The sequence below is a fragment of the Paraburkholderia sp. PGU19 genome (assembly GCF_013426915.1).
Taxonomy (GTDB): domain Bacteria; phylum Pseudomonadota; class Gammaproteobacteria; order Burkholderiales; family Burkholderiaceae; genus Paraburkholderia.
The window spans coordinates 242,386-268,510 of record NZ_AP023180.1; the positions used below are offsets into that span (position 1 = coordinate 242,386).

At 59.2% G+C, this 26,125-nt stretch carries 25 protein-coding genes; 19 read left to right on the forward strand and 6 right to left on the reverse strand.

What is annotated here, in order from left to right; translation table 11 throughout:
• Positions 1–135: 135 nt before the first annotated feature.
• A complete protein-coding gene (gene hpnJ, locus H1204_RS18710) occupies positions 136–1,557 on the reverse strand; it encodes a hopanoid biosynthesis associated radical SAM protein HpnJ (protein WP_180732202.1) in 1,422 nt (473 codons plus the stop codon).
• 561 nt (positions 1,558–2,118) lie between these two features.
• On the opposite strand from hpnJ, the gene H1204_RS18715 reads away from it, so the two are divergent.
• From H1204_RS18715 to H1204_RS18725, 3 genes are all read left to right on the forward strand, one after another.
• The gene (locus H1204_RS18715; protein ID WP_180732203.1) at positions 2,119–2,460 is read left to right on the forward strand and encodes a hypothetical protein; all 342 of its coding nucleotides are present in this window, start codon (positions 2,119–2,121) and stop codon (positions 2,458–2,460) included.
• A 291-nt stretch (positions 2,461–2,751) separates the two neighbouring features.
• A complete protein-coding gene (locus H1204_RS18720) occupies positions 2,752–3,339 on the forward strand; it encodes a hypothetical protein (protein ID WP_180732204.1) in 588 nt (195 codons plus the stop codon).
• Positions 3,340–3,849: 510 nt separating this feature from the next.
• A complete protein-coding gene (locus H1204_RS18725; protein WP_180732205.1) occupies positions 3,850–4,128 on the forward strand; it encodes a hypothetical protein in 279 nt (92 codons plus the stop codon).
• 277 nt (positions 4,129–4,405) lie between these two features.
• Here the strand turns inward: H1204_RS18725 and H1204_RS18730 are convergent, their stop codons facing one another.
• A complete protein-coding gene (locus tag H1204_RS18730) occupies positions 4,406–5,281 on the reverse strand; it encodes a lipid A biosynthesis lauroyl acyltransferase (RefSeq protein WP_180732206.1) in 876 nt (291 codons plus the stop codon).
• A 957-nt stretch (positions 5,282–6,238) separates the two neighbouring features.
• Between H1204_RS18730 and H1204_RS18735 the strand changes: the two genes are divergently transcribed.
• Positions 6,239–6,805 carry a hypothetical protein gene (locus H1204_RS18735; protein ID WP_180732207.1) on the forward strand — a complete coding sequence of 189 codons (567 nt, stop codon included), beginning with the start codon at positions 6,239–6,241 and terminating at the stop codon, positions 6,803–6,805.
• A gap of 189 nt (positions 6,806–6,994) precedes the next feature.
• Here H1204_RS18735 and H1204_RS18740 read toward each other — a convergent pair whose 3' ends face one another.
• Positions 6,995–8,110, reverse strand: a complete 1,116-nt coding sequence (locus H1204_RS18740; RefSeq protein WP_180732208.1) for an NADH:flavin oxidoreductase — start codon at positions 8,108–8,110, stop codon at positions 6,995–6,997.
• 105 nt (positions 8,111–8,215) lie between these two features.
• On the opposite strand from H1204_RS18740, the gene H1204_RS18745 reads away from it, so the two are divergent.
• Positions 8,216–9,118, forward strand: coding sequence for a LysR family transcriptional regulator (locus tag H1204_RS18745; protein WP_180732209.1), 903 nt, complete (start codon positions 8,216–8,218; stop codon positions 9,116–9,118).
• Positions 9,119–9,243: 125 nt separating this feature from the next.
• On the opposite strand, the gene H1204_RS18750 is transcribed toward H1204_RS18745, so the two are convergent.
• Entirely contained in the window at positions 9,244–9,936 is a 693-nt protein-coding gene (locus H1204_RS18750) for a phosphatase PAP2 family protein (RefSeq protein WP_180732210.1), read from the reverse strand.
• A gap of 244 nt (positions 9,937–10,180) precedes the next feature.
• Entirely contained in the window at positions 10,181–11,113 is a 933-nt protein-coding gene (locus H1204_RS18755) for a DMT family transporter (protein WP_180732211.1), read from the reverse strand.
• 129 nt (positions 11,114–11,242) lie between these two features.
• Between H1204_RS18755 and H1204_RS18760 the strand changes: the two genes are divergently transcribed.
• From H1204_RS18760 to H1204_RS18795, 9 genes are all read left to right on the forward strand, one after another.
• Positions 11,243–12,169 (forward strand): LysR family transcriptional regulator, encoded by a 927-nt coding sequence (locus H1204_RS18760; protein WP_180732212.1) that lies wholly within the window; start codon positions 11,243–11,245, stop codon positions 12,167–12,169.
• A 285-nt stretch (positions 12,170–12,454) separates the two neighbouring features.
• On the forward strand, positions 12,455–13,234 hold the full coding sequence (locus H1204_RS18765; protein ID WP_180732213.1) for a YkgJ family cysteine cluster protein: 780 nt from the start codon (positions 12,455–12,457) through the stop codon (positions 13,232–13,234).
• A 621-nt stretch (positions 13,235–13,855) separates the two neighbouring features.
• Entirely contained in the window at positions 13,856–15,907 is a 2,052-nt protein-coding gene (locus H1204_RS18770) for an alkyl sulfatase dimerization domain-containing protein (RefSeq protein WP_180732214.1), read from the forward strand.
• Between the two features lie 9 nt (positions 15,908–15,916).
• Positions 15,917–16,444: a hypothetical protein gene (locus H1204_RS18775; RefSeq protein ID WP_180732215.1), complete on the forward strand. Its 528-nt coding sequence runs from the start codon at positions 15,917–15,919 to the stop codon at positions 16,442–16,444.
• Between the two features lie 115 nt (positions 16,445–16,559).
• The gene (locus tag H1204_RS18780) at positions 16,560–17,324 is read left to right on the forward strand and encodes a hypothetical protein (protein ID WP_180732216.1); all 765 of its coding nucleotides are present in this window, start codon (positions 16,560–16,562) and stop codon (positions 17,322–17,324) included.
• Positions 17,325–17,327: 3 nt separating this feature from the next.
• On the forward strand, positions 17,328–17,450 hold the full coding sequence (locus H1204_RS52655) for a hypothetical protein (RefSeq protein WP_274608228.1): 123 nt from the start codon (positions 17,328–17,330) through the stop codon (positions 17,448–17,450).
• A gap of 109 nt (positions 17,451–17,559) precedes the next feature.
• Positions 17,560–18,615, forward strand: a complete 1,056-nt coding sequence (locus H1204_RS18785) for an aromatic ring-hydroxylating dioxygenase subunit alpha (protein WP_180732217.1) — start codon at positions 17,560–17,562, stop codon at positions 18,613–18,615.
• A gap of 22 nt (positions 18,616–18,637) precedes the next feature.
• Positions 18,638–18,808 carry a rubredoxin gene (locus H1204_RS18790; protein ID WP_180732218.1) on the forward strand — a complete coding sequence of 57 codons (171 nt, stop codon included), beginning with the start codon at positions 18,638–18,640 and terminating at the stop codon, positions 18,806–18,808.
• Positions 18,805–19,983, forward strand: coding sequence for an FAD-dependent oxidoreductase (locus tag H1204_RS18795; RefSeq protein ID WP_180732219.1), 1,179 nt, complete (start codon positions 18,805–18,807; stop codon positions 19,981–19,983). The genes H1204_RS18790 and H1204_RS18795 overlap by 4 nt, the downstream gene beginning before the upstream one ends.
• 224 nt (positions 19,984–20,207) lie before the next feature.
• Here the strand turns inward: H1204_RS18795 and H1204_RS18800 are convergent, their stop codons facing one another.
• A complete protein-coding gene (locus H1204_RS18800) occupies positions 20,208–21,134 on the reverse strand; it encodes a LysR family transcriptional regulator (protein ID WP_180733216.1) in 927 nt (308 codons plus the stop codon).
• A gap of 389 nt (positions 21,135–21,523) precedes the next feature.
• On the opposite strand from H1204_RS18800, the gene H1204_RS18805 reads away from it, so the two are divergent.
• The 5 genes from H1204_RS18805 to H1204_RS18825 all read left to right on the forward strand — a co-directional run bounded on the left by H1204_RS18805 (position 21,524) and on the right by H1204_RS18825 (position 26,115).
• A complete protein-coding gene (locus tag H1204_RS18805) occupies positions 21,524–21,931 on the forward strand; it encodes a rhodanese-like domain-containing protein (RefSeq protein ID WP_180732220.1) in 408 nt (135 codons plus the stop codon).
• 147 nt (positions 21,932–22,078) lie between these two features.
• Entirely contained in the window at positions 22,079–23,047 is a 969-nt protein-coding gene (gene ftrA / locus H1204_RS18810) for a transcriptional regulator FtrA (RefSeq protein WP_180732221.1), read from the forward strand.
• A 51-nt stretch (positions 23,048–23,098) separates the two neighbouring features.
• Positions 23,099–23,671: a nitrogen fixation protein NifQ gene (locus H1204_RS18815; protein WP_180732222.1), complete on the forward strand. Its 573-nt coding sequence runs from the start codon at positions 23,099–23,101 to the stop codon at positions 23,669–23,671.
• A 335-nt stretch (positions 23,672–24,006) separates the two neighbouring features.
• On the forward strand, positions 24,007–25,077 hold the full coding sequence (locus tag H1204_RS18820; RefSeq protein WP_180732223.1) for an ABC transporter substrate-binding protein: 1,071 nt from the start codon (positions 24,007–24,009) through the stop codon (positions 25,075–25,077).
• Between the two features lie 114 nt (positions 25,078–25,191).
• On the forward strand, positions 25,192–26,115 hold the full coding sequence (locus tag H1204_RS18825; RefSeq protein ID WP_180732224.1) for a recombination-associated protein RdgC: 924 nt from the start codon (positions 25,192–25,194) through the stop codon (positions 26,113–26,115).
• Positions 26,116–26,125: the final 10 nt, after the last annotated feature.

Consider the following 26,125-nt stretch of genomic DNA (forward strand, 5'->3'; position numbering starts at 1 on the left):
CATATAACCGGCTCCGTTCACGATAGGGTCAAGAGATGCCCGGGTGCCTCGCACGAATATGCCTGGAGGCATCCGCGGACGGGCGCGCTGCGCGGAAGTCGAGGCACGCAAACCCGCGGATCGGTGCCCGAGACCTCATGCCTTACGCGTCCGCAGAAATCTGAAGAACTCCACGCCTTCCTGAAGACGCCGTTTCATCATGTCCCAACTCACCAGCATCTCGCGGACGATTTCCCAGATCTTCGACGGCCGGAAATAAAAGTGCTTGTAGAACTCCTCCACGCCAAGATAGATCTCCTCGCGCGACAGGTGCGGATAGCCGATTGTTGCCGCCTGGGTGCCCGCGTCATTGATCAGGGTGATGACCTTGCTGTCCTTAAGCCATCCATTCTCGACCGCCTGCTTGTGAAGGACGGTGCCCGGGTAGGGCGCAGCAAGCGACACCTGGATCGTGTGGGGGTTGATCTCTTTCGCATACTGGATCGTCTTCTTGATCGTTTCGTGCGTCTCACCGGGGAGACCAAGAATGAACGTACCGTGGATCTTGATGCCAAGCTTGCGGCAATCTTCACTGAACTGGCGTGCCATATCGGTCCGCAGGCCCTTTTTGACATTCACGAGGATCTGGTCGTCGCCGGATTCATAGCCGACGAGCAGGAGCCGCAAGCCGTTCTCTTTCATCACCTTCAGGGTTGAATAACGTACATTCGCTTTGGCATTGCACGACCACGTTACGCCGAGCTTGCCAAGGCCGCGGGCGATCTCTTCGGCTCTTGGTGCAAGGTCGGTGAAGGTGTCGTCATCGAACATGATCTCCTTGACTTCAGGCATGTTGTCCCGGATCCATTTCACTTCCTCAAGGACGTTCTCGACCGAACGCGTGCGGTAGCGATGGCCCCCGACCGTATGCGGCCAGAGACAAAAGGTGCACCTGGATTTGCAGCCTCGCCCCGTGTAGAGCGACACGTACGGATGCTTGAGATAACCGCTGAAGTAATTTTTGGACGTCAGGTCGCGCTTATAGACGGGCGCGACGAAAGGAAGCTGATCCATGTCTTCAAGAATGGGCCGGGCTTCGTTGTGCGTGATTGTGCCGTCGGGCAGGCGATAGCTGAGTCCGAGAATGGATTCGAACGGAAGCCCCTGCGCGATGTCGCGACATGTGAAGTCGAATTCTTCACGGCACACGAAGTCAAGCGCATCGCTTGCGGCAAGTGAACCTTGAGGATCAACGGCCACCTTCGCTCCGACCATTCCGATGAGGGTCGTGGGCTTGCGCCGTTTTAGATGTTCCGCGAATTGCACATCACTCGGGAATGACGGCGAACTCGTGTGAATGATAACGAGTTCGTATTGCACGGCAATGTCAAGTGTCGTTTCCAGTGACAGGCCGTCTGCAGGCGCATCTACGAGGCGGCTATCCTTAACCAGCGCAGCGGGCTGGGCGAGCCACGTTGGATACCAGAACGATCGAATTTCGCGCTTCGTCTGGAAGCGGGAACCCGCTCCACCATCGAAACCGTCATAGGAAGGTGCCTGCAGAAACAACGTTTTCATAGATTCTCTCAAAGAAAATTGTCTGCCTGAGCGAAATCGGTCACTCGCCGAGACTCGCCGGGCATCGGCGATGTTCGGAATTTGATTCACCCCGTAAAAAACGGGCCGGTTGCTGGATCACAGTATGACCGTCTTCATCCCTCTCTATGCGGGAATGGATGGGCAAGAGAGCAGCTATTACTGAGGAACGGAGGACGATCAAGAATACTACGACTTGCTCGCTCGAAATCGAAAAATGCGGGTTTTCCCCCGGCCGATCGTTACTTTGAAACTACTTTATCGGTCGTTCATCATACAGACATCATGAGCATGGCTTACGATAAGCTTTACATCATTCGCCAGCGCATTACAGCATACCGCACGGCCGGGATCGATGATGACGAGAACTCGGTCGACCTTTCAAGCAGTCGAAAAAATCGTTTCGGAGTGGTCGGTTTACCACGTCGCCGGTGTCTGCCACTATTGCGACGGTAATATGAGCGAGAAAAGTACGACGTTTGGCACTAACGACGCAAATCCGCTTGTTCACAGCGCTCGATGCTTTCATGCGGGAGGCGATGTATGGCGCAAGTTCGACACAACCCGGAGGGCGTGCCTGTCGGCAACGGCCAGCAAATCAGTCCGGCCGAGTTTCTGCTCATGGCAGGCTTTCTTGCATACCGGGCTCCCTCGGCGGAGGCTGCAACCCAAGCTGCTGCCCGATGTATTCTGCACGCCGTACTCGGAGCAGCAACGGCTGGCGGGTTCGCTTATTCGGACGTTCTCGAAACGATGATGGAGACGGGAGAAAAGTCTTCGCGCCTGTGGACGCTTGCGGAGCAGGCCACCGCTGCCGTTGGCGATACGACCGCTTACCTGCAATTGATTCGCAATGCTGGCATAACGATGGAGGGAGACCAATAAACGTCAGCTATTGACGAGCCTCCGCATATCCTCCCTCTGAGGCTGGTCTGCCCGTCGACTTCTGTTTGGACCACCACCAGTACCCTTTGATCTGCATGGCAATCTACCCGCTCGGCGCGTCGCGGCGAGAATGGCTGCCGCGATCGTAGCTCGGGACGTCTGGGTAAGCATCCGTTAAGTTTTGTGCGTCTAGCATGAACTTCATGTCGACTGCCGAATCGGGTCAGGCGGGGCTGCGCGGCACAGCCCGGCCGAATGGCAGACTCCCTGCCGCTGTGACGGAGGGATTCGATGAAAAACTTTGCTGTGTCGCTGCTCGCAGCATGCTCCGCCGTCGTGCGTGCTGGTGTGTCGCATGGCGAGGTGCGACCCCGCGTGATCCCGGTGGCGCGGCTGTTTGCAGATGCCCAGACGCATCCGCCCGGAGATATTCCGGATAAGCCGGTCCTGGTCACGTACCAGTCGCCGTTGAAGTTTTCGTTGAAAGTCCCGAAAGGATGGGCGCGCCGGGAGACGTTGCAGTCCGTCGAGTTCGCGGACAAGTACAACCGGATCTCGGTAGCGGTGACTTCGAGGACGCGGGCACTGACGCTCGAAGACGTGAAGTGCCAGGAGGTACGCGAGCTTCAGCGGTCCGGAGACGATGTGCACGTGTCACATGTCAAGGTCATGCGGCTCCCTTCGGGCATCGCATTCGTCGTCACGTATGCGTCGGGGTCGGCAGGCAACCCGGTTATCAACAAGGCCATCCACTTCGAGAATGCGCGTTACCTTTTCTCGAAGAACGGCAAGCTCGCGACTCTGACGCTTTCCGCGCCGACGGGTACCGATGATGCCGGCCAATGGCAACTCATGGCGGAAAGCTTCGGTTGGCACTGAGATGGTGGTTGTTACATGCGATCTGTATCGCTTCTTTGGCACTTCTCGGTGGTCGAGAACGATAGCCGAGCGGAACGACGTGCGGATGAGGCTACACCACTGTGTAGCGTGCAGAACGATGATGATTAGGATGGCGAATCAAAATATAAAGGTTCAGGCGGTCTGAATCGCCACGTCGTTGCGGGAGTACGATCATGGATAACCGTGTGACATTTGCAATAATCTCCAGGAACTTGATACGGAGTTGCAATCTGGTTCGCATTCGCGTTGTACGAGTCATGTTAGATAAGTCACATCCGCTTGCGATAGAACAAGATGTAGCCTATAACAGCCGACAGACCTTTACGTACCAGGTCCGAATGCATATTCCACTATCGAACGATTGTGCTGGCATTGCTTCTTTCCCCACTATGCACGCGCTTTCGCGCCATTTCTCCGCGTGTTGCCGTTTACTCTCAATACGCATTACGACAAACGCGTGAATCTGGATGCCGTAGACCGGAGAACACTATGAAGATCATCAGACTCATATTGACTGGTGCGCTTGTCTCATTCGTCTCGATTGCCTCGGCACAAAACGAGGCTGCGTCGGCCCCGTCAGCCGCACCTTCGGCGCAGGGTGGCAGTAACGATGCGATCGTGAAGATGCGTCAGCAGGAAGCTGCCGCCAATCGCGCTTATGACAAGAGGGTGGCGGCTGCGAAGAAAGTCTACGACCATAAAAAGGCGGAGGCCAAGAAAGAGCGTGATGCTGCTATCGCTGCGGCGCGATATGGAACAAACCAATAACCAGCATGCTTACCTTTTGATATTTTTTAAGTCCTTTAAGGCAGTCATTGCATTATCCGAAAATATCGCGGTAGCGTGTTTTCATTCCGTATTACGCGGCCAAGGCGATCGGGTCATGAGCGCCGCCGCGTTCGAACTCGGCTCCGTCCACGCAACGGACTTGGCGCGCCAGCCATATCCGTTGCGTCGTCGACCGCCACGGCGGTTCGCGTCTGTCTCGTAGCCGGTCTCGATAGCTTGCCGGAAACATAAAAAAGAGCTACGTGCAGCCGCGGATTCAATATACCGCGGGCATGCCCACTGGACGATGCTTGAAGCGTCGATGCACCCAGTAGTACTGGGCAGGAAACTTCAGTATCTGGGTCTCAAGAAACGCATTCATGGAACGCGCATCATTCGTGTCGCTTCCCGATGGGAAATCGCTGAGCGGGGCAAAGACGTTCAACCGATACCCTTTGAAATCCGGAAGTACTTCCGTGACGAACGGCACAACGCGTGCGTGACCCATTTTCGCCAGTCGCGAAACAGAAGTCAGCGTGCACGCCTGGACGCCAAAAAAAGGCACGAATACAGAGTTTTCGATGCCGTGGTCCATGTCCGCAGCAAGCATCACCGCCTTGCCCTCGTGGAGAAGTCTCACGATCTTCCTGGCGCTTGTCGAGCGTTCGATCATTTCTGCGCCGAACCGACCGCGCTGCCGTTTGGCCAGATCGCAAAGTCGCTTGTTGGACATGTGTGTGTACAACGAAGCGGCGGGCATCTTCAGCGAGTACAGCATGCACCCAACTTCGATGCCCACGAAATGAAACCCCATAAAGATGGTGGGCGGAGCATTCGTGTCTTCGAGATCAATCGCGCTTTCGACCTGGACGATATTTCTTATTCTTTCCGCGCTACCAAACCATTGAATGCCTCGTTCGAGATAGCTGCGGACGACGTGCCGGAAGTGTTCCCTTGCAAGCTCATCGAACTCACGTTCCGTCTTCTCCGGAAAGCAGAGACGCAGGTTGACGAGGACTATATGTTTGCGACGGCTAGGCAGCGCGTACAGAGCCGCGCCGAGACTGCTGCCGAGCCTCGCGACCCATCGGTACGGAAGTATTGAGAGTGCGCGCAGCAAAGCGACGACGAGCAAATGACCGATTTGTTGCAAGACCAGCTCCTGTGTGGTGGTCGGCTATGCCAACTAAAATATTTCTGTTCGCTGACCACAAACCTTGATCAGGTAAAGCTGCCAAGGCGATGTCGCAAGCCTGGCGTACCACACTGAAGCAAAACATTGAAAGGGCGAAAGCCAAACTCCCGCGGTCCACGCGAGGTCTGATGGGAGCGAAGATTGGCGGCGGGGGTGACGCGCATGCAACGGGCGCGGATACTGACGCGACAATTACTTTTGCCGCCGTGGCAGTTTGATTTAACGTCGACACGCGGACCAGCAATCCGACGGCGACTCGACGTGAGCGGATGACCGAATTGCCTCGCAACCGGTCGTTGCTTGCGTGATGGGTGACGGGTCTCCCGTCATGTCTTCGACTAGCTTGCACTCAGGCAGCCAGTGCATATTACTGAGTTGGAATTGCCCGTAAGGAACATACTACCTTTGCAAAGAGGGCTGGTCGTGCTGCCATAAGTGGGAGGTCCACTATAGCAAGTGTACGCGTCGAACATTAACACGACCTTAACGGATTGGCAGTTTCGAGATAGTAACTTTCTCAGATGGCCGGCGGGGGCGATCGACGATGACGAAGTAAATTGTCTGGGACCACCCAGACTGGGGGCGAACGGGCACGCTACGCGCGAGACAGCAGGGGCTCGGCGATCCCCAGGCTTGCTTAGCCATGCACTCCTCCGATACCAGACGTCGACATGGCGACGATCATCGCGGATGAAGCGAATACGAATGAAAGCTACCTGTTTGCTCCAGCGGCAAACATCCATTTTCGCTGTCACCGATCACGCTAATTCACGGTTTCTTCAGGTTCTCTCGATGGTGCGGAATCGCGCGCAAGTGGAGCATTGTCGACGATGCATGCGGCCCATGACCCGACACGCCGGCGATGGTCGTGCGCATTACGTAGCGACCCATTTCTTTCCATCGAAGGAGAAGAAGATGAAAGGTTACCAGGTCATTTTTCCGGCAGCCGCGCTCGTGCTTGGTGTGATCAGTGCGCCAGCACATGCAGCATCAGGGTGTTCGCCCGCGACGCTCAAGGGCTCTTATACTTTCGTCGCGCACGGCGCGGTACTCGGCACTATCGCGGCGACGAGTTCCGTTGTCGCGTCGCTTCATCCGTTCGCCACGCCTCAGCCGCTCGATGACGTCGCGATCATCGACTTCGATGGCGTGAACGGCATCAAGCGCATCGATGTCGCGATGATCGACGGCTCGCCGCGAGGCGGCCAATCGAGCTTCAACACCGATCAGACAGGTAGTTTTCAGGTCTTTGCAAACTGCACGGGGCAAATGACCATCAACTATCCCGGCGCGAACGGCGGCACGACCCTTCAACTGAAGATGGTGGTCAGCGATGACGGAAACATCGTTGACGCGCTCATCGTATCAGAGACCGTGCCGGCCTCAGCCGCGGCGGCAGACGGGACGAGATGCGCCACTGATGGCTGCGCAGTAGGCGTGCAGGTATCGATGCAGGGCAAGAAGATGGCGTCCGGGCACTGAGTGAATCGTCACCTGCAACCGCCTGCTGACCGCTTTCAATTTGTTACCGATGGGCGGCGGCCAGTCATCAGATGCAGCCGGTGCCGGGTTATACAGCGTGTACGCCCCAAAGTGATCTGCGGATGTCGTCGAGACGATTGCGCGGCCATGCACTGCGCAATCGCCAGCGACACAGGTTGTGGCGCGCGTTCACGCACCCGTCTGCATTGAGAGTTCTGCGCTTTTGATGTTCGCGACCGGTTGAAGTATCGAACCATCGAACGTCCTGGGTTCGCGTTTGCTCTCGAGCACCTTTGGCAAGTCAGGGTTGGCTAAGGCGCCACGTCCTACCGTCACCAGGTCTGCGCCGTTTTCCAGTGCTTTGACGATACGCTCCGCTGTATGCAAGCCACCATTCGCAACGATCGTGGCGTTCGGTGCATAGCGGCGCGCCAGAGCGACGAGGCTTTCCGTCACACCTTCGAATGCAGGCTGCCAGGCTTCATGCTCAGTGACATGAATGAAGTCCACGCCCGCAGCCGCCAGCGTGCCGAAGATCACCTCAGCATCGGCCTGCGCACCCGGCCACTTCGCAGCGAAATCGTTGACTTTGCCCTGCGAAATTCGAATGCCGACGGGCACTGCGTTGCCGATACCTAGCTTCACTTCCTTCACCACGTCGGCGAGCAACTGGACACGCGCCTTCGTGTCGCCTCCCCAACGGTCCGTTCTGCGATTGGTCTCTGCTGTCAGAAACTGATCGAGCAGATAGCCATTGGCACCATGAATCTCCACGGCATTGAACCCGGCAATGTTGACAGCCCGTCGTGCGGCACTCACAAAGCCGTGCACGGCGTCATCGATCTCGACCTCGGTCATCTGTCTCGGCTCGGGGTAGAGGCCCCGGCCAAAGTAGAACTCCATCTGCTCGCCTTTAGGGCGGACAGCCGATGGCCCCACAGTGCCCGTTCGATGAAAGTTGCCTTGACTGAGCGCGCCCGCATGCATGAGCTGCGCAACGACATGTGTCCCTTGTGCCTGCATTTCCCGGTTGAATGCAGTCCAGCCCTGTGCCTGATCGTCATCCGCCAAACCGGGCTGAAACCGGTATCCTTGCGAGAACGCCTTGTCGGTATAGATACCCTCGGTCGTCACCAGGCCGAAGCCGCCTTTCGCAAAACGCATGTAGTAGTCGAACATGGTCTGCGTCGGATGTCCGTCTTCTGTGGCCGTGATGCGCGTCATCGGCGCGACTGCAACCCGGTTTCGCACTGTGATGCCGTTATGTTCGTACGGGGAGAGGATCAGGGAGGTCGTGTCAGTCATTTTGCAGCTCGCGTCGAAGAGAAGGTAGCTGCATGGTAGGCGTCGCGAGAGGCGGGAAACAGACATTGGAACGTGAAGCCGCTCTAACACTTTTGGATATAAACGATGCTTCTTCCAGACGTTCGAACTTTTCTGGCCGTCGCGTCGGCGGGGAGCTTGTCCGCTGCGGCGCGACAGCTAGACGTCGGCCCAATGCAGGTGTCACGGCGGATAGCTGCGCTGGAAGAAGACCTTGGCGTGCGGCTTTTTCATCGGACGACCCGATCGCTCACCCTGACTGCTGAAGGTGAAGCGTTCATCCCGTATGCCACATCGATGGCAGAGGCGGAAGCAGGCGCGCGGGCCGAACTCAGTCCGTTGCCGGGGAAGGCCTCAGGCGTGCTGCGTATGACAGCGCCAAGCGGTTTCGGACAGTCAGTTGTGCTCCCCATGCTTCCCGCTCTGCTGGAAGCGAATCCAGATCTTCGCATCGATCTCGATCTTTCCGATCGTCAGGTCGATATCGTGGGGCAGGGGCTCGATGTGGCGTTGCGCATTGCGCCGTTGGAAGACTCCGAACTGGTGGCGAAGAAGATCGCGCCAAACCCTCGCCTTATCTGCGCTGCACCCGCCTATCTGAAGAAGCATGGACGCCCCACGATGGTTTCCCAACTGGACAATCACGCCTGCATCAGATTGTGCGCGGTGAGGCGGTGGCCGCTCATTGTCGATGGCGCTTTAATACGCAAGCGCGTGGATGCCTATGTCACCACCACCAGTGTCGAAGCCGCACGTACAGCCGCCGTGCAAGGCCTGGGGCTTGCGCAGTTGACCTACTGGGACGTATTCAGGCAGTTAGCCGACAACTCGCTGGTGCAGATTCATCTGGAGGACGCATCGATGGAGGACCTGTCGGTCTGGGCCGTCATGCCGAGCAGGCGCTATGTGCCGAACCGGGTGAATGTTTTTCTGGGTGCACTGCAAGGTCAGATTGCCGAGCTTAGCCAATGCTACAGCCGGTCATCTTGACGAACTTCAGGTTCGGCCATGAAGCGCTGTTCATCCAGACTGCCACATACACCTTTGTGCGACTGCTCCGCTTTCTGAGTGGTCGTTTCGATTACAGCGACAAGTGTCGCACCGCAACGCGTGGTTCATAGATTCTTGACCACACCGCTAGCCAGCTTGCGCAATTCGTCGAACTGCGTAACGAGTTCGATGCATAGAATAAAGGCCAGCATGGCTGAAGGCCCAGGGCGGAGTTCGATCCATCGCAGCGCCAGCGTTGCGTAGCGCACGCGGATCGCGTCTCGCGTCATGACATAGGTAATTCCGATTCCCACAGCGGCGCCCACCAGCAGATCGGTTGGGTAGTGAAAGCCGAGATAGGCGCGCGGGACGCAAATGAACAGCATGGTATAGAGGATCGCCAGCACACCGACGCTACGCGACACGAGGAAGATGCCGGTGGCGATCGCCATCCATAGCATCGCGTGATCGCTTGGGAAGGAACTCCAACTCGACAACAGTGCGTCCTTGATATTGCTATCTGCAAAGTGAAGATGCAGATCGGCGTTATAGACGGGACGGACCCTGAACGGCAACCAATGGGTCAGCAGTCTTCCGAGGAAGAGCGCCACGATGCCACTGAGAAGCGTCGCGAGAACCATTTCTCGCCGCCATTCGCGGCGCTCGTCCTGCTGAAACCACATCCACCACAGCACGGGAACGAGTACAAGGCCTTTGAACGTATAAAGGTCGGCGATGGCTTCTATGGTTCGGGTCGCGAATTGAGCAAAGTGTATGTTGGACAGGTATGTTTCGATAGACGAATCGAAGCTATTCATTATGTAGTACGAGAAACTCGAGCTGATGACATCGGGGTTAGCATAGCCCACCGAGTGCGCAGCCTTTTTGGTGCTTACTTTTTATGACAACTTTTACTGCGCAATTTCATCATCAACTGTTCGTTGCACTTCGAGACGCGTCGCACAGTTTGCAGGGGTAGGCGGCCCAATAACCGCCGTGCGAATCGTTGTCTCCGACGTCCGTTTTCGGTTGCGCTACAGACGTCGGAGAACCTCTGAACCATCAAGCCTCATTCGAAATCACCGGATGCATGTCGACCGAAGTGCTGGCACTCCTTTGCCAACGCACTGTCGCAAGCACGGACGCAAATACCATCAAGCCGCCCCCGATCCAGCCCCAGGCAGACAGGTGCTCGCCAAGCCACGCATACGCGAACAGCGCGCCAAACGCCGGTTCGCTGCCCATCAGCAACGCCACGCGCGTTGGGCTACTGCGTTTGACGGCAAAGTTCTGCGCGAAGAATGCGAACAACGTGCACGCAGCCACCAGATAGCCGATGCTCATCCAGAAGCTGCCATGCCCAGCTAACGTCGGCAGCGCAGGCCACGGCCGCGATGGACACACCAGCGCGGCGACGACACTGCCGAACGCGACGGTGCCTGCCTGAACCGCCGTTACCGACAACGGAGCGAGCGTCGAGTCGCGCATCACACGCCTCGTCACGCACATCATCAGTGCGCGGAGCAGCGCAGCCAGAAGAATCAGCGCGTCGCCTGCAGTCGGTATGAACGCGCCGCCACTCACCAACATGGCGCCAGCCAACGACAATACGACGGCAACACGCTCAACCCGCGACGGCTTTCTACGCAGCAGCGCCCATTCGACGAGCGGCGTGAGCACGACACACAAACTGATGAGAAACGCTGCGTTTGAAGCACGGGTCAGCGAGATTCCAAATGTCTCGGCTAACAGGATGCTGAGCAGTAGCGCACCCGTGCCGAGGACGCCGATCAACTCGGACGCCTTCGCCCGCCGGAGCGAACGCAACGCGGGCGACAGCACGACAAACGTCAGACCAAAGCGCAGCGCCAGCAGCCCGAGCACGGGATAGAGCGCGAGCGCGCTTTTCGCGACCCCATAGCTTGTGCCCCACACCATCGCGACCGCGAGCAGCATCAGGTCGGAGATCCAGAGCAAGCGCTTTTGTTTCGACATGGCGGACCTTCAATCTCTATTCGAACAGTCCAGATTGTCGAGTATTGCGTGCAAAACTATAATTGGGTAAAGCGGAACATCTTTTATGTCACAGATGCACAGATGCGACAGCCGATTTGAGCGCGACAAATGAATCCCAATGAGCTTTTTGCTTTGTTACCGGACATGGCGACTTTTGCCCGCGTCGTCGACGCTGGCAACTTTTCGGAGGCCGCGCGCCAGCTGGGCAGCACGCCGTCGACGGTAAGCCGGCAGATCAAGCGCCTTGAAGAAGCGCTGGGCACGCGCCTGCTGGAGCGGTCGACGCGCAGCGTCCGGGTCACGGATTCGGGCGCGCAGGTCTACCAGTATTGCCGCGACATGGTGGGTGCGGCGTCCGGTGCAGTCGATGTCGCCGGGCAAGTGGTCGGCGAGCCGCGTGGCAAGGTCAGCATCAGCGCACCGGTTGCATTCGCCAAGTCCGTCATCCATCCGCTGATCCCCGGGTTCCTGCGTAGCTTGCCGGACGTGGACGTCCAGTTGATCTTCTCCGACCGCGAAGTCGATCCGCTGCGTGATGATGTCGATATGGTGATCCGCCTGACCCGTTCGCCTCCATTGGGCCTGGCCGCCCGGCGTCTCGGAACCGTGAAATGGCGGCTATGCGCGTCGCCCGCTTATCTCGAGATGCACGGGACGCCCGTCGTGCCACGCGATCTCAGCCGGCACGAATGCCTGTATCTCGGAGAAACGGTTGACGACAATCGATGGCATTTCCGGCGCGGCGCGGAGACGCAGTCGCTGGAAGTAAGAGGGCGCTATATCGCCAACCATGCGGGTGCCCGTCTTGAGGCTGCGTTGCAGGATCTGGGCATTGCGGGCTTGCCCGACTTCGCTGCTGCAGAGGTGCTACAGCAAGGCGGCCTCGTTCAGGTGCTCGCCGACTGGGAATTCGAGGCGCGCTCTTACATGGGGCCCGTCTGGCTGCTGTATCCGCCTAACCGCTTCCTTCCGTCGAAGGTGCGAGCGCTGATCGACTACCTTGCAAGCCACCTGCATGACGCCGTGGATGAGTGATCGATCTCGCGCTATGTCACGTTTAACCGCGACGCAGTGCGGGAAACTCGAACGGGATGGGTTGGTCAGCCACGAATGGTGAATTGACAGGCATTGCAGCAGCGTCGATGGCAACAGATGAATGGCCGCTCAGGTTCGCGCGCATCCGTCGAATAGCACGCGTTAGATGGCTCAGTTCCCGCCATAACATCGACGCAAACTGTCGTAACCTCCGTGAGGGACGTTGTTCCAGATCCGGTAACGGGGTTCCCGATACCCGCCGGTCGAATCACGCAAGGACTTCTGTTGGACGATATCAATTTCCAGTGTGTCATGTGCGGCAAGTGCTGCCATGATCTCCGCGTACCCGTCACGCTTGCCGAGGCCAGGCAGTGGCTGGAGCGTGGCGGCCATGTGGACGTTTTGTGCGAAGCGATTCCGTGGCCGGTAGAGCCCGATGTGACAAATGCATTTGCCGCATACAGGCGGAAACGGACGTTCGCTGCTAGCAGCGGCACCTTGCCGATCAGAATGTCCGTCACGCTCGCGGCGTCGTTCGCCGGCGCGTGCCCCAATCTGGGTGATGACATGCGCTGCGGCATCTATGAAGACCGACCACTCGTATGCCGCATTTACCCGGCAGAGATCAATCCGTTTGTTCACTTCACGCAGGGATACAAACTCTGTCCATCCGACGCATGGCAGGTATCGACGCCATTCATGATCTCCGGCATCCCCCTCGATTCCGCGACGCGCGAATCGATTGAACAGATCCGGCGCGCCGACGAGGATGAGGTAGACGCCAAGCGCGCAATTTGCGAACGGTTGCGCATCGACAGGGCCTCGGTTTCCAACGAAGGCTTCCTGATCGTCTCACCACCTCGGGAGCAGTTGCTTGCAGCGTTGCTCGAGACGCAATCTGCGGACGACATGGACACACATCGATGGACGTGGACGCTCGTCTCCAATCGTCGTGCGACGGTGGAAACACTGACAGAGGTCGGTGCCGTCAGCGAACAGGATAATGGGCAGGCACGCGATGGTTACCACTATGTCGCTTCGCAGAGCATTGCGACAGAAGGTTGAATCGGGAGCACGACATGGTCGGTCGCTGAAAGCCGACATATCAGGTTCTTTCCAACATACGTAGCGCGCCAGCGATTCCAAACAGCTCGCGCTGTCCTCCTGTATCGGTTTCGCAGGATCACGATCGACATCGCCGATCGTCGCGTGAAGTGCGCGCGATGCACTTTGCAGCGCGAGGCGGCCGGCGGCCGGGCGCCATAGTCTGCGTTACCGGCATTTTGCGCGCACCTTTATTTGCCTGATGCGTTACGCGCAAGCCAATTCCCAACGCTAGTGCGTCCGGAAAGCGTGCACCACAAAAACTCCAGAATAGCACCGAATATTTCCGGTCCATGGCGGTTGAGCCATATCCGACGCGTCCTATCCGGTGACCGGACCTCCCGGCTATTGGACCAAAGGCCAATACCTAAACTGGCACGCGATTATTAAGCTAATACAGCAGAAAATCATCGTCGGCAACGTGTATGGACGGTCCATCCAGCGACTCAATCTTGGGCATGGAGGGAGCCGCCGGTTTGTTGGAACTCGTCTGCCGGACTAATTGCCACTGCAACAGCCTTTCCTGTTGCCATGTGGACTCCAGTGGTTGTGCACAGCACCATACGAGGAACGGAGGTCGGCATGTCTGATCCGAAAGAACCTGCAGAACCCGGCGCGCGGAGAGCGTTTCTGAAAAACGTGGCAGTTGCGGGAGCCGCAACCGGATTGTCAGGCGTCGTTGGAGAAACGTTAGCGCAAACCGCCGCTGTCCGTACGACCAGCGCGGCCAGCAAACCCGCGACACGCGCAACGCTTGATATAAACCGGCAATATGCGGAGTTTCTTTCCTTCGCTGACGCGCAGGATTTCGAGGATGCCAGCCGTGGGCTGATCGCGACGCTACCTGAGCCCGTCATCATCAAGGGGACAGGTGACTATCCCGCCTGGAACCTGCAGCAGTTTGCGTTCATCACCGGAGGCCCGGAAAACAACTCCCCGCCCACGGTCAATCCGAGTCTCTGGCGTAATGCCAAGCTCAACATGCACCACGGACTCTTTCAGGTGGTGGATGGCATCTGGCAGGTGCGCGGTTACGACCTGTCCGTGATGAGCATTATTCGCGGCAACCAGGGCTACATCGTCGTTGACCCGTTTGTCACCGCAGAGGTCGCATCGACTGTCTGGAAGGAACTGGTCATTCCTCATCTGGGCGACAAGCCCATCACGCACGTCATCTATACGCATAGCCACGTGGACCATTACGGTGGCGTGCGCGGCATTGTCAGCGAAGACGATGTGAAGGCCGGCAAGGTAAAAATCGTGGCGCCCGTCGGCTTTACTGAGGCGGCGGTGGGCGAAAACATCATTGCCGGCAATGCGATGGGACGGCGGGCGAGCTATATGTACGGGTCGCTCCTGCCGCGTAGCCCCACAGGCGGCATCGATGGCGGACTGGGCAAGACTACGTCGGTCGGCACCATCTCCATGATCACGCCGACGACGTTCGCGGAAAAGACCGGACAGACCATGACGCTCGACGGTGTCGACATCACCGTGCTGATGGCGCCAGAGTCGGAGGCACCGTCCGAATTCATGTTTTATCTGCCGAAGTTCAAGGCTTTCTGCGCGGCGGAAGACGCTACGCACACGTTGCACAATTTATATACGCTGCGCGGTGCCAAGGTACGGGATGCGCTGCTCTGGTCCAAATACCTGCAAGCATCGATCGACATGTTCGGCGGCGATGCGCAGGTATTGTTTGCGTCGCATTACTGGCCGACCTGGGGCAACGAGCGCATCGTTGCATTCCTCAGTGCGCAGCGCGACATGTACCGATATCTGCACGACCAGACCATGCGTCTCGCGAACACCGGATACACACCCCGAGAAATCGGCGAGACTATCCGGCTACCGGACAGTCTCGCGAAACACTGGTATTGCAGAAGCTACTATGGCACGGTCTATCACGATGTCGTGGCGCAGTACAACCTGCGTCTGGGATTTTTCGATGGCGTGCCCGCAAATCTGCACCAGTTGCCTCCTGTTGAGAATGGCAAGCGCTACGTGGAATTCATGGGCGGCCCCGCAGCAGTTTTAAGCAAGGCGCAGGCATATTACGACAAGGGTGAGTACCGTTGGGTCGCCGAGGTCGTCAATCATGTCGTATTCAGCAACCCGCAGAATACTGCAGCGAAACAGCTGCTGGCTGATGCCTACGAGCAACTCGGCTATCAGTCGGAGTCGGCACCGTGGCGCAATTTCTATCTGACGGGTGCGATGGAACTACGCGACGGCATCAAGAAGGTGCCTGCTCCAGCGCCTGCAAGTCCCGATACGATTCGCGCCATGCCGCTCGAGATGTTTCTCGACTATCAGGGCATTCGTTTGAACGGGGACCGCGCAGCAGGCAAGACCGTGCTTCTCAATCTCACACTGACTGACACCAAGGAAAATTATGTCGTCGGCGTAGAGAACAGCGCGATTCACTATTCGAAAGGCAAGACAGCCAACAATGCTGACGCGTCAATAACGATGACCCGCGCGGATCTGAACAACGTGATGCTCGGCTCGACTTCAATGCAAAAGCTTGTGATGTCGGGTGGCGCGAAGGTCGACGGCAATAGCCAGAAGCTTGGCGAATTCATCTCGTGGCTGGACAACTTCGATTTCTACTTCAACATTGTCACGCCTTGAGGTGTGGAAATGTGCGCAATCTGCAATTTCAAGATCGAGTTCAGCGTCGGTCATCCCCTGGCACTCAGCGTTGCCGTTGCGACCCGAAAAGCGATTGAAGCCGGACTGATTGGCGAACTGGACCTCGACGATGGCCCGCTTTCGGCCGCACGAAAACGCCTCTCTGCGGTTGACGCCCTGAATCTGCTACAGGCGCGAATCGAAGGCTCGCTGACTACAGCAGAACTGATGGCACTGCCGGAGTTCTATGTGCTGTTGATCGAAGACGATACGTGGGGTTTTTTCCACCCTACGATGGACGGTTTCGATCCGAACATCGTACCCGAGATGCCCGACGTAACGACGACTGATGAACTGAAGCGCAGCAACGTCGTCGTCACGTCGGAGGCTGCCTTGCGTGCCTGGTTACATGGCGCCTTCGATATCGAGAATGCGCTTCACGACTCGGTCTTTGTGATCGATGCGTCATCCGGCCACCACATGTCCCTGGTTCAGATGTTCGTGGTGGCGGGGTCAGTTGCCGTTGGCGGTGACTGATGGGCGATTCATGGACAAAGCACTGGCTGGATGCGGCGTTTGACGGTATTCGACAGCCGGGAGGTCGTCGCCTTGGTCTACACACAACGCCGGCACCATTCGTTGGAGAACTGCTATGGCAGCGTTCGTCGATCACCCGTCGGTTCTGTTCCTTGTCCTTGTCGTGCTCTTTATTGCGGCCGCTGCGATTGGGGCACTTATTCAACGTCGCCTGTTGATACTACGGGACGAAGACCGGGACGACTTTAACGTGGTGCAGGGTGCGACTCTGACTTTACTTGCGTTGCTCATTGGTTTTAGCCTTTCGATGGCGGTCAACCGTTACGATCAGCGCAAGAATCTCGAAGAAAATGAAGCCAATGCGATTGGCACCGAATACGCAAGGGCGGATCTGGCTGACCCACCCGTCAGTACCCAGATAAAGAATGCATTGGTTCATTTCACGCAATTGAGGCTCGCGCATTTTCGAACGCGGGACCCACAGGAAATTGCCCGCATCGAGCGAGACACGGCGGAGTCCGAATCTGAGCTATGGCGCCTGGCCACGCAGGTTGGCAAGGATAAGCCAAATCCCATTGGCGCGACGGTCGTCACAGGCATGAATGACGTGCTCAACGCTCAGGACTATTCCGAGGCCGCATTGATCAACCGGATTCCGATAGGAACCTGGGTCCTGATGATAGTGATTGGCCTGCTTGGTTGTGCAGTTCAGGGCTATGGTGCGAAAGGCAGTCTCAGCAGGAGCCTGCTCATCGCGATCCTCCCGGTGACGATTGCTCTATCGCTTGCCCTCATCGCGGACATCGACAGTCCGAGAGGTGGGATGATTCACGTTGAGCCGCAGAATCTCACGAGACTTCTCCAATCTTTGCAGAAGTAGCAAGTGAACACAGTTGGCGACGCGGCGGACCTGCGAATGGGACAGCGTCATGAGCACGCCGCTGGAGAAGTCGGCCCGCTCGACATCAATGTCGTAGTAACGCAGATCATTACCTGTTCGACATGAAGTCAATGTCCGTCTGCGGATTGGCCGGCCCGCGTCGCGCAGCTATCGTTGTCTCCACGCAGTTGTCGTTCACAAGACTGCGAAAGCTTCCGAGAACAAGGAGACATGCATGGCGACGCCTAACGCATCACTGCTGACGTTTCAGCGCTTCCCCAACTTGCCGCGTGACTGTACCTTCGATCCCCACGACTGGAACATCCTCGCCCAATACTGGCATCCCGTCGCTTTCAGTTCAGACCTTGGCGACAAGCCGCTTGCCGTGACGTTGCTCGACGAACCGCTCGTGATATTTCGTTCGAACGGACAGGCCGTCGCGGCACGCGACATCTGCCCGCATCGCGGCGCGCCGTTGAGCCGCGGCTGGGTAGAGAACGGCCAGATCGTTTGCCCGTATCACGGTCTCGCTTATGGCGGCGACGGCAAATGCAAGTTCATCCCGTCTCAATCGGAAGGATCGATACCTGAGCGTTTGCACCTCACGACTTATGCAACGCAAGAGGCCTACGGACTCATATGGGTCTCGCTGGGCGGCGGTGCGCAGCCACTGCCCGATTTTCCCGCATGGAACACCGCAGGGTTTCAACAGATACTGCCACCTTCGATCGACATCAATGCGTCAGCGGGCCGGCAAACGGAAGGCTTTATCGACGTCGCTCACTTCGCCTGGATTCATCACGGCAGCTTCGCCGACCGGCACAACCCGGTGGTGCCGCAATATTCGGTCGAGCGGCGTGAGCGTGGCATGCACGCCGAGTACGTCAGTACCGTGAGCAATTTTCCGAAGTCGATGCAGCATCGCGCGCCAGAAGGCTTTTTGTGGCGACGCGTATTCGAAGTCGATGTACCGTTCTTTGCCCGCTTGACCGTGCACTTTCCGGAGAATGGGCGCCTTTCCATCCTGAATGCTGCTAGCCCCGTGTCCGCGCGCAAGACGCGGTTGTTCGTGCCGATTGCCAGAAACTTCGATACCGATTTGCCGCTCGACGATGTCTACGAGTTCAACCGGCAGGTGTTCGAAGAGGACCGTGCGATCGTCGAACTTCAACGGCCAGAAGATCTCCCGATCGACCGGACGGCAGAGGCGCCGATCCTCGCTGATCGCTCATCCGGCGTGTATCGCCGCGCATTGTCGGAGATTGGGTTGGGACAGGCTTACGTGCGCTGATGGAAAACCAGGAAGAGACATCATGAAGATCTGGGAATGCGTGATCTGCGGGTTTCGCTACGATGAAGCGCTCGGTATACCGGACGCTGGCATTGCGGCCGGTACGCGCTGGGAGGATGTGCCGCAAGACTGGGTGTGCCCGGATTGCGGTACCGGAAAGCAGGATTTCGACATGCAGTTGGTGACAGCATGAAGACGTCCGCTATGGAGACTACTGACGCAATCGTCATCGTCGGAACGGGACTGGCCGGTTACACGGTTGCGCGTGAAGTGCGCAAGCTCGACGCAAACGTGCCGATCGTGCTGATCAGTGAAAGCGATGGCTGCTTCTATTCGAAGCCCACGCTTTCGAATGCGCTTGCGATGAAGAAGCAGCCAACGGAGTTGGCTCTGTTCGATGCGAGCGCGATGGCGACGCAATTAAACGCCCGCGTTCTCACGCATCGCAGCGTGGAGCGGATCGCGCCGGATAGCCGCGGGATTGTCGTCGACGGGGAGCCGCTTCCGTACGCACGGCTCGTCCTCGCGATCGGTGCGGACGCGCGTCGCGTTCCCATGCAGGGCGATGGCGCGTCCGACGTGCTTTCGGTCAACAGCCTCGCCGATTACGTGCGGTTCAGGGAGCGGCTGCAGTGCGCGCGGTCTGTCGCGATTCTCGGCGCTGGCCTGATCGGATGCGAGTTTGCGAATGACCTCGCATTGGCCGGTTATCGGGTTTCGCTAATCGATCCTGCCGCTGCGCCGCTCTCGCGTCTCGTTCCTGAGCCCGTGGGCGCGGCGCTCGCCGCGGCGCTCGAACGGCACGGCGTTCGAGCGCACCTCGGCACGAGCGTCACTGCGATCACGCGATCGGAACAGGGTTACCAGCTGAGCTGTTCCGATGGCGAGCGACTTGCCGCAGACCTTGTGGTGTCGGCGATCGGCCTTGCACCTCGAACTGCGCTGGCAGCCGATGCGGGTCTCGCGATCGAAAACGGTATCCGCACGGACGCATGGTGTCGAACGAGTGTCGCCAATATCTATGCGTTAGGAGACTGCGCGGCAATTGACGGCAAAGTGCAGCCCTATGTGCTGCCGATCATGCACGCGGCGCGGGCGCTGGCTCGCACACTAACCGCCGAACCGACGCGGGTCGATTTTCCCGTGATGCCGATCACCGTGAAAGTGCCCGCGGCGCCGACCATTATCGTGCCGCCCGTTGAGGCAGGTGAATGGTCGCTCGAAAACGCAGACGGTGTCTCGCCAGACAGAATGCGGGCTGTTTGTGAAGACCCGCGTGATCGCCGGCTTCTCGGCTTTGCATTGCTGGGCGAAGCAACGACAGCGAAAGCGGAGCTGATCAAGGCGATGATGGCCGCGTCCGTTTGAAACGAGCCACGGCGCGAACGCCGATCGTCACGCCAACCCGCATTTCAACTACAACAACGCCGCTTCCGATCGACCGACCAGCGTCACGGCATTCCGGCTGCATGCTCGCGGCCTGTCACGCGGGCATGCAAACGGGGCCGTCCTTGCGCCGCAAGCTTTGCTTGCGGCGCTTTTTCCCGTTGCGGGTTTGGAACGCGGGATCTCATTCTGGATTTTCGCGCAGTTCAGGCAGAGAGCGTCCTTGCCACATTCACGACTAGCCGACGCAACCAGACAGCCGCATCGCATCGATGCACACGATCATGCCAAAGCTGATAGTACGTGAGCGCAGTTGCGCCGCCGGGTATCGGTTCGATCCGTAAAGGAAGGACACTCGCGTAATGGCTGGCGAGCGTACGAGTCGTCGTGAAGAGTAGATCAGAACGGACCAGCACATAGGGTGCCATGCCGAAGTAGGGTAGTGTTGTCGTGACCGTGCGCGACAGGCCGTTGCGCGCCAGTTCGATATCGATGGTGCCCCATGCGGTCGTATTGACGGTCGTTACGGCCAGATGTTCCGCGCTTTCATAGGCCGCTCTCGTCAGCTTGCCGCGCACGATGGGATGATCGTTGCGCATGAGACAAACCAGTTCGTCCTGACATAAAGGCTGCAGGTGCAGATGCCCGGGCGGCGTTTTCCAGTTGCCGATCACGAGGTCGAGCAATCCCGTTTCCAGTCCATTCTCGTAACCACCGTCGATCATCATCAGATGCTTGAATTCGAGCTTCGCATTGGGTGCCGCCGAGTGGAAAGCATCGATGACGGCGGGCACGAACGACACGTCGAGGTAGTCCGGTGTGCCGATGCGAAAGGTGCCGGTAGTCGTCGCGGGATCGAACGCGGTATTCGGGTGAAGAATGGCGTCGATGTGGCTCAACGCCTGTGCGGCAGGGGCGATCAGCGTCAGTGCGTGACTGGTCGGCACCATGCGGCTGCCGCTACGCACGAGTAGGGGATCGCCCGTCAGTTCGCGCAGTCGGCGAAGCGCCAGGCTGACCGTAGGCTGAGACTGGCCAAGCAGTGAGGCGGCGCGCGATACGCTCGATTCCGTGAGCAGCGTATGGAGGACTCTGAGCATATGGGAGTCGATGCTTTCCTTCGACATCGCAATCTGAACCCTGTTACATGAGACGGTGTTCCAAAATATACGGACGGATATATCGGTGGTCAACGAGGCGGCGCCGCGTCGCTATGCGATGAGCCGCATGGCGCCTCGCTTATGCGCTAGTCAGTATGGCGATGATAGGTTCGGCAGTATGTGCGAATCGCAGTTCGAATACTGGCAGCACACGCAATACACGCAGCTCATCATCGACTGTGTCCTCCCTACGCCGGCGACTGGCTTGGTGGCCGCGGCGGCCGACGTTCGGGCACAGATTGCGAGTTCCTCATAGAAGGATCGATGGCGTGATGTTACCGGGAGTCGACGCTTGCGCCACTGTTGCATGTCGCGGTCCAACCGGATAATGAATGTCATTGCGATACCCGAGGAGTGACGAGATGTCAGTTGTAACCGCTGTCGCCGCAGCCGAGAGCGCTGCCGCATTAGCCCATTTCACGGCTTCATTAGCCTTCGAAACGGATTGTGCCGATGTTCATATGGCGTTGGCCCAAGGCCCGAACGCAATTGATTTCGTGTTGCTTGACGTACGCAGCCCGGCGATGTTCGCACGAGGCCATGTGCCGGGTGCCATCAACCTGCCGCATGGGAAGATCGTGGCATCGAAACTGGCTGGCTATCCGCCCGATACCCTGTTCGTGACCTACTGTGCCGGTCCGCATTGCAACGGCGCGACGCGTGGTGCGATCCGGTTGGCGCAACTTGGCCGCCCCGTGAAGGTGATGGTTGGAGGCGTGACCGGGTGGGTTGATGAAGGCTTCGAACTCGCGACCGCTGCCAGCGTTTGATGCCGAGCGTTCTGGTGGAACTGTCGGAGGCGTGTGGGGATGTGCTCTGTAGTTGCGGTTCTCGCGACGCCTTGGCGAATGCCAGACGACGGTTCGAAATGGGAGATGTTCACTGGCGCAATCGTCGATCTCCGGTAACATTACGCCATGCAAGATCATCTCGTCGCCGCGCTCGTCTACGACCGCCTGTGCACTTTCGAATTCGGTTGCGTGACCGAATTGTTCGCGCTTGAGCGCCCGGAACTCGGCGTGACGTGGTATCGCTTCGCCGTCTGCGCGGTCGAACCGGGGCCGATTCGCGCGGCGGGCGGGATCAGCATTGCTGCGCCGTATTCGCTCAGGATGCTCGATCGCGCGTCGACGATCGTCGTGCCCGGCTGGCGCGATCCCGACGAGCGTCCGCCCGAGCCGCTGCTGAAAAAAATCCGCGCGGCCGTCGAGCGCGGCGCGCGTGTCTGTTCGATCTGCTCGGGCGTGTTCGTGCTGGCCGCGGCGGGCGTGCTCGACGGCAAGACGGTCACGACCCACTGGCGATACGCGGACAAGTTGCAACAGCGCTATCCGCAACTGCGCGTGAAGCCCGATGCCCTGTATGTCGACGAAGGGCAGGTGATTACGTCGGCGGGATCGGCGGCGGGGCTCGACATGCTGCTGCATCTCGTGCGGCGCGACTACGGCAGCGCGATTGCGAACCGTGTCGCGCAGCGGCTCGTCGTGCCGCCGCATCGCGAGGGCGGCCAGGCGCAGTTCGTGCCGCGTCCGATGCCGCAGGACGACAGCGGCCGTCTCGCGCGACTGATGGACTACGTGCGCGCCAACCCCGCGCACGCGCATACGCTGGCGTCGCTGGCGGACCAGGCGGCGATGAGTCCGCGCACGTTGCAACGGCAGTTTCGCGACGCGACGGGGATGGCGCCGTACGAATGGTTGATTCGCGAGCGTGTGGCGGTTGCGCGGGAACTGCTGGAATCGCCCGCCGACCTGCCGATGTCGCGCGTCGCGGAACTGGCAGGCTTCGGGTCCGAGGAATCGCTGCGTCGGCATTTCCGGCGCATTGCGTTGACGAGTCCGGGCGCGTATCGCAAGAAGTTCGGCGTGTCGGCGGTGGTGGCGTGATGTTGCTGCGCTATGCTTGATGCGGGTATCGATGCAACAGGAGGCGACCACATGACAACGGAGTCGAATCACGCACGCGACGCGGAAGTCGCGCGCTTGCTCGATCACGCGGCGCACCGCAACGCAGCCGATACGATCATGTTCGCGCGACTGATCGGCGCGAAGGCCGCGAGTGGCGAACTGCTGCATCTCGGCTTGACGCGCACCGCGCTTGACGCGTTGCGCTCACGTCATTTCCGCGACGCGGCGCCGCTGCATGCAGTGCCCGAGCACATTGTCGCGAGCGCGCATCAGCCTTTCGTCGATGCGTTGCGCGCTTTCCTGCTGCGTCAGGAGTCCTCGCTCGCTGGGACGGATGCCGACGCGCAATGCCTCGCGACGATCATCGCCACTGCGTGCCTGCGTCCCGATCACCTGTGGCGCGATCTCGGACTCGACGGGCGCGACGACGTCACGGCGATCCTCACGCGCCACTACCCGCAACTCGTCGCGCGCAACACGGATAACACCCGCTGGAAGAAGTTCCTCGCGCGCGAACTGGCGCTTGCTGAAGGCCGTGCGCCAGCGCCTGCGCCGGGCTGTCCGGGCTGTGAAGACTACGCCTTCTGCTATCCGCCGCGTTGAACCTGTCTGTATGCTGCGGCGAAGCATTCGCGCAAACCCGGCCGTAGAAACCCGAAGTTGAGCGGGACTCATACCCGGCATCAAAAAACATCGCTTCATCGTCGAAAAAATCGGACTGCACAATCGCGATGCCATGTCATGCGCTCTGCGCTGGCGCGGCGGGTCGCGTCATCCGCGCGGCCGATCACAACAAGATTTGAGGCCTTCCCCGCAGATAAATCTGCATGGGACGGGAGTAGGCGCTAAAGCGCCAACTCCCATCGACCGCAGATGAATCTGCATGGGATGGGAGTAGGCGCTAAAGCGCCAACTCCCATCGACATAGGAGACATTCGATGATTCGATCCATCAAGCAGCGCGCGGCTCTGTTCGCCGCCGTCGCCACTGCAGCAACCGTACTCACAGCAGGCAACGCGCATGCCGCCGATAGCAACGCCGCGAAATCCGGAAGCTGGTGCAGCGCGGGCAAGACCGTGCACTTCGCGGGCATCACGTGGGAAAGCGGCGCGTTCGCGACGGAAGTGCTGCGGCAGATTCTGGAGAAAGGCTACGGCTGCAAGACGGACGTCGTGCCGGGCAGCACGGCCGCGACGGAAACGGCGCTCGCGCACAACGACGTGCAGGTCTGGGCCGAGCAATGGACGGGACGCAGCGAGATCACCGCGAAGGCTGTCGAGACGGGCAGCGTGAAACTGGTCGGCGATACGCTGCCGGGCGGCACGAAGGAGGGCTGGTTCGTGCCCGACTACGTCGTGAAGGGCGATCCCTCGCGCGGCATCAAGGCATCGGCGCCGGGGCTCGCGTCGGTGGCGGATCTGCCGAAGTACAAGAACGTCTTTACCGACGATGAAGAGCCGAACAAGGGCCGCTTCCTGAACTGCCCGAGCGGCTGGGATTGCGAGCGCGTGAACACGCGGCTCCTGAAAGTGCTCAAGCTGGATGACGCGTACACGAACTTCCGCCCCGGCACGGGCGCGGCGCTCGATGCCGCGATCGCATCGGCCTACACGCGCGGCGCGCCGATCCTGTTCTATTACTGGGGTCCCGCTGCGCTGATGGCGAAGTACAAGCTGACCGAACTGAAAATGCCCGCGTTCAACGATGCATGCTGGCAGACGCTGCGCAACGAGAGCAGCACGCAGCAATGCGCGTCGTCGTACATGGTGTCGCACGTGACGGTCGGCGCGTCGACGCCGTTCTACAACGCCGAGCCGCAATTGATGACGATGTTCACGAAGGTCAAGTTCCCGATGGACTTCCTGAACGCGACGATTCTCGACATGAGCGTCAAGAAACTGGATGCGCAGGCCATGGCCGCGCAGTTCCTGCGCACGCATTCGGAAATGTGGAAGGCGTGGGTGCCCGCCGATGTCGCCGCGAAGGTGCAGGCGGGGATCGCGAGCTGATTGCGCATCGTCTGAACGGACATGGATGGCGGCGTGGTGAAAGCGAAAAATCGCAACGAAAATCCGCCGCGCCGCCATCGTCATATAGAATGACGCGCTTTGCCCGTTCTCGCCATGTGGTTCAAGAATCTACAGCTTCACCGTCTTCCCGCTCCGTGGAAAGTGAGCGCCGAGCAAATCGAAAAGTGGCTCGAGCCGCACGCGTTCCAGCCGGCCAACAGCGTCGAGACGACGCGCCAGGGCTGGGCGTCGCCGCGCAATGACGGCACGCTCGTCTACTCGACCAACAAGCAGATGCTGCTCACGTTCCGCGCGGAAAAGAAACTGCTGCCCGCTTCCGTCGTCACGCAGGTGACGAAGGCTCGCGCGCTCGAACTCGAAGAGCAACAGGGTTTCAAGCCCGGCCGCAAGCAGATGCGCGACCTGAAAGAGCAGGTCACCGACGAACTGCTGCCGCGCGCATTCAGCATCCAGCGCGATACGCGCGTGTGGATCGACACCGTCAACGGCTGGCTCGCGATCGATTCCGCGTCGCAGGCGCTGGGCGACGATGTGCTCGGACTGCTGGTCAAGTCGGTGGATCGTTTGCCGATCATGAGCGTGCGCGTCGCGCAGGCGCCCGTTTCGGCGATGACCAACTGGTTGCTCGCGGGCGACGGCCCCGTCAATTTCACGCTGGACCAGGATACCGAGCTGCGCTCGCCCGCAGAGGGCAACGCGACGGTGCGCTACGTCGGCCACGCGCTCGAAGCAGACGACATGCGCCGTCATATCGAGGCGGGCAAGCAGTGCATGCGTCTGGCGATGACGTGGAACGACCGCGTGTCGTTCGTGCTGACGCCGTCGCTGACCATCAAGCGCGTGACGCCGCTCGACGTCATCAAGGAAGCCGCCGACCCGACCGCGCAGAACGACGACGAACAGTTCGAGTCCGATTTCACGCTGATGACGGGCGAACTGGCGAAGATGCTGGACGGCATCGTCGATGCGCTCGGCGGCGAGCTCGACGACGGCATTGCGCCCGCAAAGGCCGCGTGACGCGCGTCAG